Annotated in this window: 13 protein-coding genes; 3 read left to right on the plus strand and 10 right to left on the minus strand. The window is 65.0% G+C overall.

Annotated elements, in window-relative coordinates; genetic code table 11:
• The first annotated feature begins 17 nt into the window (after positions 1-17).
• The 3 genes from ACQY4T_RS20895 to ACQY4T_RS20905 all read left to right on the plus strand — a co-directional run bounded on the left by ACQY4T_RS20895 (position 18) and on the right by ACQY4T_RS20905 (position 2,761).
• On the plus strand, positions 18-2,108 hold the full coding sequence (locus ACQY4T_RS20895; RefSeq protein ID WP_428534616.1) for a methyl-accepting chemotaxis protein: 2,091 nt from the start codon (positions 18-20) through the stop codon (positions 2,106-2,108).
• Between the two features lie 326 nt (positions 2,109-2,434).
• The gene (locus ACQY4T_RS20900; protein ID WP_428534618.1) at positions 2,435-2,605 is read left to right on the plus strand and encodes a hypothetical protein; all 171 of its coding nucleotides are present in this window, start codon (positions 2,435-2,437) and stop codon (positions 2,603-2,605) included.
• Between the two features lie 3 nt (positions 2,606-2,608).
• The gene (locus ACQY4T_RS20905) at positions 2,609-2,761 is read left to right on the plus strand and encodes a BrnA antitoxin family protein (protein ID WP_428534620.1); all 153 of its coding nucleotides are present in this window, start codon (positions 2,609-2,611) and stop codon (positions 2,759-2,761) included.
• 66 nt (positions 2,762-2,827) lie between these two features.
• Here the strand turns inward: ACQY4T_RS20905 and ACQY4T_RS20910 are convergent, their stop codons facing one another.
• From ACQY4T_RS20910 to ACQY4T_RS20955, 10 genes are all read right to left on the minus strand, one after another.
• Complete coding sequence (locus tag ACQY4T_RS20910; protein ID WP_428534622.1) at positions 2,828-3,955, minus strand: amidohydrolase family protein; 1,128 nt, start codon at positions 3,953-3,955, stop codon at positions 2,828-2,830.
• Positions 3,952-5,034 carry an amidohydrolase family protein gene (locus tag ACQY4T_RS20915; protein ID WP_428534624.1) on the minus strand — a complete coding sequence of 361 codons (1,083 nt, stop codon included), beginning with the start codon at positions 5,032-5,034 and terminating at the stop codon, positions 3,952-3,954. The genes ACQY4T_RS20910 and ACQY4T_RS20915 overlap by 4 nt, the downstream gene beginning before the upstream one ends.
• 46 nt (positions 5,035-5,080) lie before the next feature.
• Positions 5,081-5,398 (minus strand): non-heme iron oxygenase ferredoxin subunit, encoded by a 318-nt coding sequence (locus tag ACQY4T_RS20920; RefSeq protein WP_428534626.1) that lies wholly within the window; start codon positions 5,396-5,398, stop codon positions 5,081-5,083.
• A gap of 58 nt (positions 5,399-5,456) precedes the next feature.
• Complete coding sequence (locus ACQY4T_RS20925; protein ID WP_428534628.1) at positions 5,457-6,200, minus strand: SDR family NAD(P)-dependent oxidoreductase; 744 nt, start codon at positions 6,198-6,200, stop codon at positions 5,457-5,459.
• A 72-nt stretch (positions 6,201-6,272) separates the two neighbouring features.
• The gene (locus tag ACQY4T_RS20930) at positions 6,273-7,187 is read right to left on the minus strand and encodes an amidohydrolase family protein (protein WP_428534630.1); all 915 of its coding nucleotides are present in this window, start codon (positions 7,185-7,187) and stop codon (positions 6,273-6,275) included.
• A 125-nt stretch (positions 7,188-7,312) separates the two neighbouring features.
• Positions 7,313-7,978 (minus strand): MarC family protein, encoded by a 666-nt coding sequence (locus tag ACQY4T_RS20935; RefSeq protein WP_428534632.1) that lies wholly within the window; start codon positions 7,976-7,978, stop codon positions 7,313-7,315.
• Between the two features lie 7 nt (positions 7,979-7,985).
• The gene (locus tag ACQY4T_RS20940) at positions 7,986-9,395 is read right to left on the minus strand and encodes an amidase (protein ID WP_428534634.1); all 1,410 of its coding nucleotides are present in this window, start codon (positions 9,393-9,395) and stop codon (positions 7,986-7,988) included.
• 76 nt (positions 9,396-9,471) lie between these two features.
• Positions 9,472-10,200 (minus strand): SDR family NAD(P)-dependent oxidoreductase, encoded by a 729-nt coding sequence (locus ACQY4T_RS20945; protein WP_428534636.1) that lies wholly within the window; start codon positions 10,198-10,200, stop codon positions 9,472-9,474.
• A gap of 105 nt (positions 10,201-10,305) precedes the next feature.
• Complete coding sequence (locus ACQY4T_RS20950) at positions 10,306-11,070, minus strand: SDR family NAD(P)-dependent oxidoreductase (protein WP_428534638.1); 765 nt, start codon at positions 11,068-11,070, stop codon at positions 10,306-10,308.
• A gap of 63 nt (positions 11,071-11,133) precedes the next feature.
• Entirely contained in the window at positions 11,134-13,080 is a 1,947-nt protein-coding gene (locus ACQY4T_RS20955) for an elongation factor G (protein ID WP_428534640.1), read from the minus strand.
• Positions 13,081-13,259 lie beyond the last annotated feature (179 nt).

A 13,259-nucleotide genomic window follows, 5' to 3' on the forward strand; every position in this document is an offset into this window, starting at 1 on the left:
TGGAGCGGAGCAGGAACGTGTTGGGATTTGCTGGCGATAGAGCACGAGCCGCTGCTATCGAACTCTCACAAGCGGTGGTCGAGTTCGCTCCCAACGGGACCGTGCTGCGCGGCAACCAGCGCTTTCTCTCCACCATGGGCTACGCGGCTAAAGACGTGCGCGGCCAGCACCATAAGATGTTCATGCCCGTTGAGGATCGTGAAAGCGCGGCCTACCGAGCCTTCTGGGAATCGCTCCGTCGGGGTGAGTTCCAGGCCGGTGAGTTTCGTCGCCTCGGCAAGGGCGGACGCGAGATCTGGCTGCAGGCAACCTATACACCGATACGGGGCTTTGGGGGGCGAGTGATCAAAGTGGTCAAGTTCGCTTCCGACATCACCCAAGCGAAGCAGCGCGCCGCAAATCACGAAGGTCAGGTCGCGGCCATCAACCGCGTCCAGGCAGTGATCGAGTTCGACCTCAAGGGCACGATCCTCCATGCCAACCCCAACTTCTTATCGGTCATGGGCTACACGCTCGAAGAGATACGCGGGCAGCACCACGCTCTGTTTGTCTCACCCGAGGAGCGGACATCGCCGGAATATCGCGCCTTCTGGGACGCGCTGCGGCGCGGCGAATGCAAGGCTGGCGAGTTCCGCCGGCACGGCAACGGTGGGCGGGAGGTGTGGATCCAGGCCAGCTACAATCCGGTGCTCGATGCCGCCGGTCGGCCGGAGAGGGTGGTGAAATTCGCCACCGACATCACCCAGGCCAAGCTACGGGCTGCGGATCATGAAGGTCAGATGACCGCCATCAACCGCGTCCAGGCAGTGATCGAGTTTGCCTTGAACGGCACGATACTCGACGCCAATCCGAACTTCCTGTCGGCCATGGGCTACACGCTCGAGGAGATACGCGGGCAGCACCACGCGATGTTTGTCTCACCCGAGGAGCGGACATCGCCGGAATATCGTGCCTTCTGGGACGCGCTGCGGCGCGGCGAATTCAAGGCCGGTGAGTTCAGCCGGCGCGGAAAGGATGGCCGGGAGGTATGGATACAAGCCAGCTACAATCCGGTGTTCGATCCAGGCGGCAAACCGCTCAAGGTGGTCAAGTTCGCGACCGACATAACGGTCGAGATGCAGCGCCGTCAAAGCTTTGCCCTGCTCTCGCTGGTAGCCGACGAAACCGATAACAGCGTCATCATTGCTGACCGGGAGGGTCTGATTGAATATGCAAATCCTGGCTTCACAAGGCTGACTGGCTACACCGTCGAAGAGGCCATTGGCCGAAAGCCCGGGCATTTGCTGCAGGGACGGCACACTGATCCGGAAACCGTGCGCCGCATTGGCGAGCACCTCGCGTCCCGCAAGCCTTTCTATGAAGAGATCCTGAATTACACCAAGACGGATGAGCCCTACTGGGTGTCGCTCTCGATCAATCCAGTCCTCGGTGCTGATGGGGACGTGGAGCGCTTCGTGTCGGTCCAGGCCAACGTCAGCCAGACCAAGCAGCGCGCTGTCGAAGCCGGTGCTCGCCTTGATGCGATCGAGCGATCCAACGTCGTCATTGAATGGGACGTGGACGGCTCGGTCGTGGACCTCAACGAATTGGCCCGCGCCCTTCTGGGTGTGTCGTCCGCACGGTCAGAAGACATGGGCAGTTTGTCGCACTCATGCTTGCTGTCCGAAACCGACCGTGCCGCTTTGAGCGGCGGTCGATGCGTCAGCCTTGACTTCGAGTTCCAATCTGGCGGCCGAGAACTCTTTTTATCCGGTACCGTCCAGCCGCTTCTCGACGTTGAAGGGCGGCTCCGTCGAACCGTGCTTTACGCCGTCGACATGTCCGTCCGCCGAAGGGCGATCCGCGAAGCCGAGCGGGTGATGACCGCGATGCTCGATCGGATCAGCCGCATGGCGACCGACATCTCGGGCATATCGAACCAGACGAACCTGCTGGCGCTGAATGCGACGATCGAGGCAGCCCGCGCAGGGGACGCCGGAAAGGGTTTTGCCGTGGTCGCGTCCGAGGTAAAGAGCCTCGCACAGCGTTCCTCTAATTCCACCGGAGAGATCAGCAGTCTGGTGGCTGACACGCGGGCACACATCGAACAATTGATCGCGGCTGCTTAGCGTGGTCGAGACACTGAAAATCTTGTAATTCGCCAACAGCCCCGGTCCGAGCGAGGGACTTGATTGTAGCCACGAATTGTGGACATAGTTCGCCGTGGAGTTCGAATGGTCGGAGGCCAAGCGTCGGGCTGTTCTGGCTGAGAGAGGCCTCGATTTCATCGACTGCGAGGTCTTTTTCGGCGACAGGCCGCTGCCAAGCGCTCCATCGCCGCGCGGCGCCAAAGAGCGATGAATCTCCGTGGGCGCTCTCAACGAAGTGTTAATCGCGGTGGTGTGGACTTGGCGCGGTTCGGCGATCCGGGTGATCACCATGAGGAAGGCGAGAGATGGCGAAAAACGACGATATCAAGCGCTATACGGCTGATGAACTGGCAGCGTTGCGCCGCAACGGGGATAGCCGCTTTGACTTGGCCAGAGTTGTCGCCACGACCGAAGAGGAACTTGAGGCCTCCATCGCGGCAGACCCCGATGACGCGCATGAGGCAGACTGGACCTGAACCGTGCTGGGCATTCCGGCGCGAAAACAAGATATCCATATTCGGCTCGACGCGGACGTGCTGAGCTGGTTCAAGGGAACTGGCAGGAGCTATCAGACGCGGATCAACAACGTGCTGCGGGCCTTCGTCCAAAGCCGCAGACCTAATGCCGGCTGAGGTTTGCGGCGGCGACACGGGACAGGTAGCCGCCTATCACGACATGCTGTCCGACTAATCCACCACTCACCCCTGCCGGTACGCCACCTTCGCATTATCCATGAACACCGCCTGGCGCTGCGCCTCGCTCAGCTTCAGCGGCAGCGCCTGCGCCGGATCGTCGAAATCCCAATGCGGATAATCGGTAGCGAACAGCACCCGGTCCCAGCCGATCCACTCGATCGCCTCCGCCAGTTGCGTGCGCGGTTCCGGTTCCTCGATCGGCTGGGTAGTGAACCAGACGTTCGACCGGATGTATTCCGACGGCGCCCGCCTCAGATGCGGCAGTTCCCGCTTCAGCTTGGCCCACTGCCGATCCATCCGCCAACCCAGGGCAGCGGCCCAGGCCAGCCCGCCCTCGACCAGCACGACACGCAGGTTCGGCACCGCCTCGAACACGCCCTCCAAGATCATGCTGGCCAGCAAGGCCTGCTGCGCCTGCGCATGGCCGACCATCTCCTCGATGTAATAGCTGCCCCAGCCGCCGGCACTGTTCGGCCAGCCACCGTTGCCAAAGGCGTGGATGCCGACCGCCAGGTCGGCGGCGGCGGCGGCCTGGTAGATCGGCCAGTAACGGCGCTGCCCAAGCGGTTCGGCAGTACGGCTCAGCAGCAGCACCTGAGCGAACTCGGGATCGCCGGCGCGCAACTCGATCTCTTTCACCGAGGCGGCGGCATCCTCGTACGGCACCACCACCGACCCGCGCAGCCGCTTGTCCTGGGAAGTCCACTCAGCCTTCTGCCATTCGTTCGTCGCATGAGTAATGGCCGCGGACAGCGCCGGATTGGTCGCCCCTTGCCCGCTGGTCAGCGGATTCAGAATACCCAGCGCCACGTTGTTCGGATCGAGATGCTGTTGCACCATGAAGCCGAGATCGCTGCCAGGCGACCGCCCGTCGGGCAGAAACGCATCGCGACGGCACGCCTGCGGCTGACCTTTCGGATACGCCGATCCTTTCTCCCAAGGCTGGCGATACTGCAAGCCGAACGTCTCTACATGCTCGACCCACCGCTGCGACAGATAGGGATACAGCGACTTGCTGACGCCGCCGATGCCGACCCCGGCCGGGCGAGGATGGATGTCGCAGTCAGCGATCGCCAGCCTCGATGCAGCGGCCACCCGGACCGCGGAACGGTTGAGGACGTCCACATTCATCGCGTGGTCTCCCTTTGTGTCAGTCGAACATAGGTTCGCAGCGGGTTGTCCGCCATGATTTTCCGCGCCAGCGCCGGATCGAGGCCCTCCGGCAGCGGGCTATCACCGTCGAATTGATAGTGCGGGTAGTCGGTGGAAAACAGCAACATCTCGTCGGACCCGATATGCTCGATCAGGCGCATCACGGCCGCCGGATCCGGCGGCGCGTCGAACGGTTGCAAGGTCAGCCGCACGCGGTCGCGCACGATCGACCCGGGCGGGTCGGACACCCAGGGGATTTCGCTGCGCAGCCCCTTCCAGAATTTGGTCAGCCGCCAGAGATAGGCCGGCAGCCAGGTAACGCCGGATTCCATCAACACGACGGTCAGCGCCGGAAATTTGGCGAACACCCCCTCGGCGATCAGGCTGGTGAGCTGGGATTGGAAGGCGGTCGCCTGGTTGACGTATTCCTCGGTGAAGCTGGTCGGCCAGCCGACCGGGGTCATCGGATGGCGATACATGCTGCCGGCGTGGATGCCGACGGGCAGGCCATGCCGTTCCGCCGCCGCGTAGATCGGCCAGTATTGCCGCCGACCCAGGGTGTTTTCCGACCCGACCAGCAGCATCACCTGCACGAAGCGGCGATCCGGCGCGCAGCGGTTGATCTCGTCCACCGCCAGTTCGGCATTCTGCATCGGCACGACGATCGAGGCACGCAGCCTGGCATCCCGATCCAGCCATTCCCGCACGATCCAGTCGTTCAGCGCTCGGCAGAGCGCGGCGCCCAGGTCCTCACTGAATTGCGCCTGCACGCCATAGAGGCAGTTGCAGATCGCCAGGCTGGTGCCAAACGGGTCCAGCGCCTGCCGCCCAACGGTGGCAACGTCGGTCGCGGTGCGTCCGGTTTCGTCCCGCCAGTCCTGCCGAAAACTGACCGGGTTGCGGGTCGGGTAGGCGATCGTGGTCAGGTCCTCGATGCCGCGGCGAAGCACGGTTTCCCGCCAATGGTCGTCCAGATAGGGCAGCAGTGACCCGATCGCCGGGACGACCGGATGGATGTCGCAGTCGATCGTGGTTGCGCCGGTCACCGCGCCAGTCATCGCGCCGGCTCGGCCATGACAATGGACGAAAGCAGCACTGCCCAGTTCATCCCGGAACTTGAACCAGTAGGTCGTCGCCCTCGGCCTTGATCGGGTAAACCGCGATGTCCTCGTCGGCGGGGGCCGACATCGCCTTGCCGGTGCGGACGTCGAACTGCGCGGCATGCAGCGGGCACTCGATGCAGCCGTTCTCCAGCCAGCCATCGGACAGCAGCGCGTATTCGTGCGAGCACACATTCGCGGTGGCGCAGAATTCGCCGCCGGGTAGGTGGTAGATGGCAACCTCCGTGCCGCCAACCTTGACGCCGAGGCAGGCGCCCTCGGCCACGTCTGCTCTCGCGGCGACCCGCACCCAGTCAGTCATCGGTTTCTCCATCACGTTGATCGACACAGCATGCCAGCGGATTGCCGCGCGGCCAACCTCAGCCGACCAGCTTGCCGCCGTCCACCGGAATCACCCAGCCGGTGCTCGCGGTCAGGTTGACCACCGCCGCCATCACCGCCTGCGCCACCTCGTCGGCCTTGACCACGCGTTTCAGCGGCGTGGTGGCGGCAACCTTCTCCACCATCGCCGTGGTCCGGCCCGGCACGAACGCGGTATCGACCGCGGCGGGGGATACCGTCAGCACCCGGATCTCGGGGCCAAGCACGCGCGCGAGCGACAAAGCCATGGTGTCCAGCGCGGCCTTCGACCCGCCATAGGCGATGTTGCTGCCGGTTCCGACGATCGCCGCCACCGAGGAGATGTTCACGATCACCGCATCGCCACTTCGCCTCATCAGCGGCGCGAAGGCTCTAATTGTCGCGAACGGGCCGCGTACGTTGGCGGCAAAGATCGAATCGACCAGGTCATCGGTCAGCGCTTCAAGGTCGGCGTGCGGTATCATGCGGGTGAAGCCGGCCGAGTTGACCAGCACGTCGCAGCGGCCGAAATCGCGCTCGACGATGGCGGCGGCTTCGCGGATCAGCGGGGTTTCCAGCATCGGGATGCGGATGGCGCGGTGACGCGAACCCGGCAGGGCTTTCACCACCGCGTCCGCCCGGTCGGGATCGCTGTTGTAGCCGACGACGATCCGCGCGCCGGCCTGCGCCAGCCGATGCGCGGTGGCCGAACCGATCGCGCCGCTGGCGCCGGTGATGACGGCGACTTTGTTCTTCAGGTCCATGTCGTACCCCCAACAGAAAATCGGCCACGCACGGTCATGATCGTCCCGAACGTTTGCGCCTTAAGACCGAAATCAAAGGTCAATGCGGTAGAACGTCCGCGCATTCTCGGCAAACAGCTTTCGCCTGTCCGCTTCCGCCAGGCCGGCAGTGACGTATTTGAATTGGGAGAAAATCCAGTCCCAACTCGCCTTGACGCCGTCCACCGGATAGTTCGAGGCGAACATGCAGCGATCGACGCCGAACATGCCGATCGTTTCGCGGATTATCGCCCCGTTCACCGCCAGCGTCCACGGTTCGCCCCGCACCGTCAGCCCGGAGATCTTGCACCAGACATGCGGGCATGAAGCCAAGGCCTCCATGCCCCGCTTCCACACCGCAAGCTGTGGCTTCGAACGGTCCAGCGGATAGCCGGCATGGTTTAGCACGATGCGCAGATCGGGATGCTCGCGGCAGACCTCGGCGGCTTCCTCCAAATGATACCACGGCACTCGCAGGTCCCAGGACAGGTTGTATTTCGTCAGCAGGTCGAGACCCCGGCGCCAGGCCGGGTCCTGCAGGCTACGCTGTTGGCCGCGCACTGATTGGCCGTGACCGGCGGCGATGACCGGCTTGGTGCGGATGCCGCGGACCAGCGGATTGGCGGCCTGGGCGGCGATAATGTCCTCGGCGTTGGCGGTATCGACCCAGGCGTGCCCAACGATGGCGTTCGGCATCCCGGTTTCGGCGGCGATTCGGGTCAGCCACTCGGTTTCCGCCAGTTGCTGGGACCGGTCGCACTCGGCCTCGATATGAACGGTGGCGATGACGCGGTGCAGCGCGGTGTCGCGGTGATATTCGGCCGGCAGGTAGCTGCGTCGGATACGGGAATAGTCACCCAGCCAGGAATGCTCGCCCGACTCCAGCCAGGGGTAGCGGAGCGGGCCGTCGAGATCCCATAAATGATGGTGCGCATCGATGATGCCGAGGTCTTCGTCGATGTCTGCCATTGTCTCAACCTCGGATGTTCGACGAGGCGGCGCAACCGACCATCGGTCAACAGCACGGGTAAACCGTCGCCGCGGAACTGAACGCCGCGGCCGGAACCGGGCGCGGCGTTGCGTCAAAGCCGGCACTATCGCGCGGCCAGCAGCGGGCCGAGCACGTCCTCGACTCCCGTGATCATGATCTGCACGCCGATGCACAGCAGCAGGAAGGCGGACATCCGGGTGATCGTGCGCGTGCCGGTCGGCCCCATCATCCGGGTCAACCGGTCGGCGTAGGTGTAGGTCACCCAGATCACCGCCGTCATTGCCACCGCCGCGCCGGTCATGCCGAGGAAGAACCAGCCGAGCCCCGCGAACAGCCGCGGATGCCCCGCGCCAAGCGCGACGGCGACGGCGACGGCGATGGTGCCCGGACCGGTGGTGAACGGAATGGTCAACGGAAACAGCGCAATGTCCTCGATGCCGTCCGCAGTCGCGGCTTGCTGCTGCTTGCGATCCTCATGCGCCTCCGGAGCGTTCAGCAGACGCCAGCCGCTCAACGCGACGACGAGGCCGCCGGCGACCCGCAACGCGGGAAGCGTGATGCCGAAGAACGCCAGCACGTAGGACCCGGCCCAAAGCGCGCCCATCATCACGCCCAGCGAGTTCAGCGCCACCAGCCGAGCCAGCCTGGCCTGAGCCTCCGGCGGCCGGTCGGCGGTGACGCCACGGAAGATGAAGCCGCCACTGATCGGGTTGACGATGGAAAACAACGCGGGAAAGCCCAGCAAGAAGGCGTTCACGGCTTCCAGCATGGCAGGGTCAGGCCAGCGGCGGCCGTTTGTCGGCCCAGGGCTGGATCGTCTCGAAGGCGGCAGCCGCCTGCAGCACGCCGAGGTCGTCGAAGCGCCGGCCGACAATCTGCAGGCCGACGGGAAGCCCTTGGGCGGTGAAACCGCAAGGCACGCTGGCGGCGGGGTTCCAGGACATGTTGAAGGGATAGGAGAATTCCGCCCAGCTCACCCAGTCCCAGTCGTGCAACGGCCAGTGGTCCGGCATCAATTTCTCGGCCGGGAAGGCGGCGACCGAGACGGCGGGCGTCAGCAGGAAGTCCCAGGCCTCGAACCAGCGATGGATGGCGGCAATGTAGGCCATCTTGCGCTCGCGGGCGAGTTGGTAATCGGCCACCGATACCTCGGTCGCGGCATTGATGCAGGCGACCAGGCCGGGGTCCATGCGGGATTCCCAGGTCGGCAGTTGCGGCTTCAGCCGCGTCAGGTGGGCGGCCCAGAAAAATCGGATCAGTTCAGGACCCGGCGCAGCCCACGGGGTCGCGACCGGTTCGACGATGGCCCCCAACTCGGTGAACCGGTCGGCGGCGGCCTTGACCAGGGCGGCGACGTCGGGATCGACCCGGGCGTGACCGAGATCGGGACTATAGGCGATACGCCGGCCCTTGATCCCGTCGCACAGCCGTTCGGAATAGGCGGCGGGGCCAGCCTCCAGCGAGGTGTAATCGAGCGGATGGGGGCCGGCCATCACCTCCAGGAACAGCGCGCCGTCGGCGACCGTGCGGGTCAGCGGGCCGTTGTGGGAAGTGAAGTCGCCAGTACTGACCGGGTAGCTCGGCACCCGGCCGAAGCTGGGCTTGAGGCCGAACACGCCACAGAAATGCGCCGGCATGCGGATCGACCCGGCACCGTCGCTGCCCTGGTGCAGCGGCCCGAACCCGGCGGCGGCGGCAGCACCCGCTCCGGCCGAGGAGGCGCCGGCGTTGTAGCCAAACTTCCATGGGTTATGGGTGATGCCGGTCAGCGGCGAGTGCGAAACACCGGTCCAGCCGAACTCCGATGTCGTGGTCTTGCCGATGACGATGGCGCCTTCTTGTTTCAAGCGAGGCACGATCGGGGTGTCCTCGGTCGGCTGGTAATTCTGGTGGATCAGGCTGCCTTGCTGGGTCGGCATGTCCTTGGTGTGGGCGAGGTCCTTGATGGTGACCGGCAGGCCGTGCAGGCGGCCGATGCGCTCCCCCAACATCAGCCGTGTCTCGGCGGCGCGGGCAGCGTCCATCGCCTGGTCGGCGGCGAGGAAGGCGAAGGCGTTGACTTTCGGATCGCACGCCTCGATCCGCTCCAGCACGGTCCGCATGTAATCGACGGGAGAGAGTTGCTTGGTGCGGATCAGTTCGGCGACGCGGGTGGCCGGCAGGAACACAAGGTCTTCCGAAGTCATCGCATGCCTTTCATTCTGTTCGTTGAGTCCAGGGCGAGCAGGTGCTCGTCATGCCGACACTTGTAAATACAGACTGTCAATATGTCGCTCGGCCGCCGGAGATGTCGAACACCGCGCCGGTGGAGAAGCTGCATTCCTCGCTGGCCAGCCACAGCACCAACGCGGCGACCTCCTGGACCAGGCCGAAGCGGCCGATCGGGATTTTCGACAGCATCCAGTCGATCTGGGGTTGGCTCATCTGCTCGAATATCGGGGTTTTCACCGCCGCCGGGGTAACGCAGTTGACCCGGATTTCGCTGTCCGCCAGTTCCTTGCCCAGGGATTTGGTCAACCCGATGACCCCGGCTTTCGAGGCGGAATAGGCCGATGCCTTCGGATTGCCCTCCTTGCCGGCGATGGAGGCGATGTTGACGATCCTGCCGTAGCCGTTGGCGCGCATCAGCGGCACCACGGCGTGGCAGCAGTAGAACACGCCCTTCAGGTTGACGTCGATCACCCGGTCCCATGCGGCGATCGGGTAATCCCAGGTCGGATGGTTGGGGCCGGTGATGCCGGCCGAGGTGACCAGGATGTCGATCTTTCCCAACGCGGCGGCCGTGCTGTCAGCGGCGCGGCCGACCGCTTCCGGATCGGCGATATCCAGCGCCACCGTGTGACCCGCCGCCGATCGCGCGAGGCCTGCTTCGTCGCTGTCCCACAGGCTGAGGGGGGCACCCTCGGCGGCGAGGCCTTGGGCGATGGCGGCTCCGATGCCGGAGACGCCGCCTGTGACGATAGCCGTGCGTCCCGCGAAGCGTTGTGCCATCCCAGACTCCGTTGCCAGCGGGACAGTGAAGGACGGACCGGCGGGCGGGACAAGATAGGGTGACGACACAGCTCGCGTCACGGAGCGATCCGACCGCGAACGCCGCTACATCGCGATCGAGAACCCACCATCGACCGGGATCGCCGTCCCGGTGACAAAATCCGACGCCGGGCTGGCCAGGAACGCCGCGATGCCGGCCATGTCGTCGGCGCTGCCCCAACGTCCACCAGGCGTGCGCTGCTCGACACTGCCCTGCAGGCCAGCCACCTGATGGCGCGCCCGCCTGGTCAGATCGGTATCGATCCATCCGGGCAGCACGGCGTTGACCTGGATGTTGTCCTTCGCCCAGGCGGTCGCCAGCGCGCGTGACATCTGCACGATGCCGCCCTTGCTGGATGCGTACGCGACGGCATAGGGGGCGCCGAACAGCGACATCATCGACCCGATGTTGATGATCTTGCCGCCGCCACCGCGCAGCATTTGCGGATAGGCCGCCCGGGCGCAACGAAACGCGCTGGTCAGGTTAGTGTCCAGGACATGGTGCCACTCGTCCTCGGACAGATCCTGCGGCATCTTGCGAACCGAGATTCCGGCGTTGTTCACCAGGATATCGACGCGGCCATGCAGCTTGACCGCTTCGCTGACCAGTGCCTGGCAGTCGGTTGTCTTCGTCACATCGGCGACGATGAAGCTGGCTTGCGCACCGTCCTGGCGCAGCGTCCGCAGCGCGGCTTCGGCCTTGTCCCGGTCGCGGCCGGCAATGACGATGGTGGCACCGCAGGACGCGATGCCTCGCGCCATGCCAAGGCCGATACCGCCGTTGCCGCCGGTGATGACGGCGACTTTGCCGGTCAGGTCGAACAGGTTCATCGGTCGGGTGCTCTGCCAGAAGGTCGGCGCAGCATGATCGGGGACACCATGCCGCGCAACCTGTCACGGCACCGCGCGGGTCTCCGCCAGATGGTCGAACCGCTTGCGGAATGTGCCCAGGCCCATGGTCTGTGAGCGCAATTCGATGATCAGGTCGTGCATTTCGGCTTCGGGCACCAGCGCCTCGACATCGTCCCAGCCGGCCCAATCGGGTCGTTCGGCATAGCCCAGGATCTGGCCGCGCCGTCCGGTCAGCAGCCGCTGCGCCCGCGCGGTGTAATCGTTCGGCACGCTGATGGTCACGTGATCGATCGGTTCCAGAAGCACCGGTTCGGCCTTCGCCAGGGCCTCTTTCATGGCGATCTGGGTCGCGGTCTTGAACGCCATGTCGGAGCTATCGACCGAGTGGAAACTGCCGTCGACCAGCGTTACCGAGACGTCGACCACCTGGTAGCCGAACGGGCCCTTGCTGGTGGCGTCCTCGGCGGCCTCGCCCACCGCGGGGATGAAATTGCGCGGCACCGAACCGCCGACGATCTTGTCGATGAACTGAAATCCTTCGCCGCGTGCCCGGGGCGCGACGTCGATCTTTACGTCGGCGAACTGGCCGTGGCCGCCGGTCTGGCGCTTCAGCCGGCCGTGCTCGTGCACCGGCTTGCGGATGGTCTCCTTGTAGGCGATCGCCGGCTTGTGGGTGGAAAGTTTCAGCCCGTAGTCGCGCGCGAGGTGATCGACGGTGGTTTGCAGATGCATCTCACCCTGGCCGTGCAGCACGGTCTCCCCCTCCTGCGTGACGAACAGCGAGGGGTCTTCCTCGGCCAGCTTGTGCAGCGCGCCGGACAGTTTCACGTCGTCCTTGCGGTCGGTGGTGGCAACCGCCATCGCGTAAACCGGCGGCGAGGCCCGCGGAAACGCCAGCTTCTCCGGTTGGCCGCCGGGCGACAGCGTGGCGCCGGTCGGAACCCCATCGAGACGCCCAAGCGCGACGATGTCCCCTTGTTTTGCTTCCGGAATTTTGGTCAGGTCGCCGTTCAAGTAACGATAGATCCCGCCCAGACGGGTTCCTCCGAGGTGGGCACCGTCGGAGATCGTTCCGGCCCAGATCCTGGCATACGACAATTTGCCGGTGTGACCGGCGTAGACCGTCTTGAACACCTGCGCGCGTGCCGCCCCGCCCGGCACGATCTGGCGCCGTTCGGCGGTTTCGGCCGGATCGGGGGTATCGTGGCGCAGCGCCTTCCACAGTCGGCGCACGCCGTTGGCGTGTTCGGCGGCGCCAACCAGGACCTCGATCACGCTGCCGGCCAGCAGATCCTTGTGCATGTCGCGATACAGTTCGTCGGGTGTCGGCTTGATGTCCTCCAGCACCTTTTCCAACAGCCTGTCGTCGTGGTCGGCCAGGGTTTCCACCAGCCGGCCGAGCGCGGCCTCGCCTTCGGCGCGCAGGGCCTCGGGAACCCGCATCAGTTCCGACGCCTGGCCGCGGCGGTAGCGATAGGCCCGCTCGCTCATCAGATCGACATAGCCGTTGACGGTTTCGCCCTCGAAGGTCGGCATCTGGCGCAGCACCAGCGGACTTGCGGCATAGCCCTGAAGGCTGGCCAGCGTGTCGGCGAGGCCGCCATCGAGCGTATCGATCTTGTTGATGAAGACGATATGAGGAATGCCCTCATCCTTCAACGTCTTCAGCAACGGCGCGACGGCGGCGGCCTTGGCTGGTGCCGGCTCGCAGACCACCACGGCGATATCGACCATTGCCAGGGCGCAGCAGGTCTGGTGGCTGAATTCGATCGACCCCGGACAGTCCAGTATCGACCATTGATCGCCCAGGTAGCTGCAGTGGCCGATGCGGATTTCGGTGGTCATCGGCCGGTTGCGCGGGTCGGCCGGTCGCTTGACCGGAGAGCCTGCCGCTTCGAGCAGGGCTTCGAAAAGCGTGGATTTTCCGCTGCTATAGGGACCGACCAAAGCCACCGAGCGGGGACTTCTGCCGTTTGCTGTTCCTGACATGGCCGCACCTCCGTGTTTTTATCGAAGGCGCCCCGAGACGCTGACCCGAACGAGGCGGGCATTCGGTGCGCCCTCACCGCGGGGATGCTAGCGCAAAACCGGGCGAAGGCGAGTCTGTCGGCACCGCTGGCAGCACCGCCCGCAACAACGCCGGAACCCTGCCGCATTCCCGCCTGTGA

It is taken from the genome of Rhodopila sp. (genome assembly GCF_965277825.1).
GTDB lineage: Bacteria > Pseudomonadota > Alphaproteobacteria > Acetobacterales > Acetobacteraceae > Rhodopila.

Bases quoted from the DNA above. Each gene is read 5' to 3' on its own strand.
- ACQY4T_RS20900 (WP_428534618.1), top strand. From the start codon at position 2,435: ATGGCGAAAAACGACGATATCAAGCGCTATACGGCTGATGAACTGGCA.
- ACQY4T_RS20910 (WP_428534622.1), bottom strand. From the start codon at position 3,955: ATGAATGTGGACGTCCTCAACCGTTCCGCGGTCCGGGTGGCCGCTGCA.
- ACQY4T_RS20915 (WP_428534624.1), bottom strand. From the start codon at position 5,034: ATGACTGGCGCGGTGACCGGCGCAACCACGATCGACTGCGACATCCAT.
- ACQY4T_RS20920 (WP_428534626.1), bottom strand. From the start codon at position 5,398: ATGACTGACTGGGTGCGGGTCGCCGCGAGAGCAGACGTGGCCGAGGGC.
- ACQY4T_RS20925 (WP_428534628.1), bottom strand. From the start codon at position 6,200: ATGGACCTGAAGAACAAAGTCGCCGTCATCACCGGCGCCAGCGGCGCG.
- ACQY4T_RS20930 (WP_428534630.1), bottom strand. From the start codon at position 7,187: ATGGCAGACATCGACGAAGACCTCGGCATCATCGATGCGCACCATCAT.
- ACQY4T_RS20935 (WP_428534632.1), bottom strand. From the start codon at position 7,978: ATGCTGGAAGCCGTGAACGCCTTCTTGCTGGGCTTTCCCGCGTTGTTT.
- ACQY4T_RS20940 (WP_428534634.1), bottom strand. From the start codon at position 9,395: ATGACTTCGGAAGACCTTGTGTTCCTGCCGGCCACCCGCGTCGCCGAA.
- ACQY4T_RS20945 (WP_428534636.1), bottom strand. From the start codon at position 10,200: ATGGCACAACGCTTCGCGGGACGCACGGCTATCGTCACAGGCGGCGTC.
- ACQY4T_RS20950 (WP_428534638.1), bottom strand. From the start codon at position 11,070: ATGAACCTGTTCGACCTGACCGGCAAAGTCGCCGTCATCACCGGCGGC.
- ACQY4T_RS20955 (WP_428534640.1), bottom strand. From the start codon at position 13,080: ATGTCAGGAACAGCAAACGGCAGAAGTCCCCGCTCGGTGGCTTTGGTC.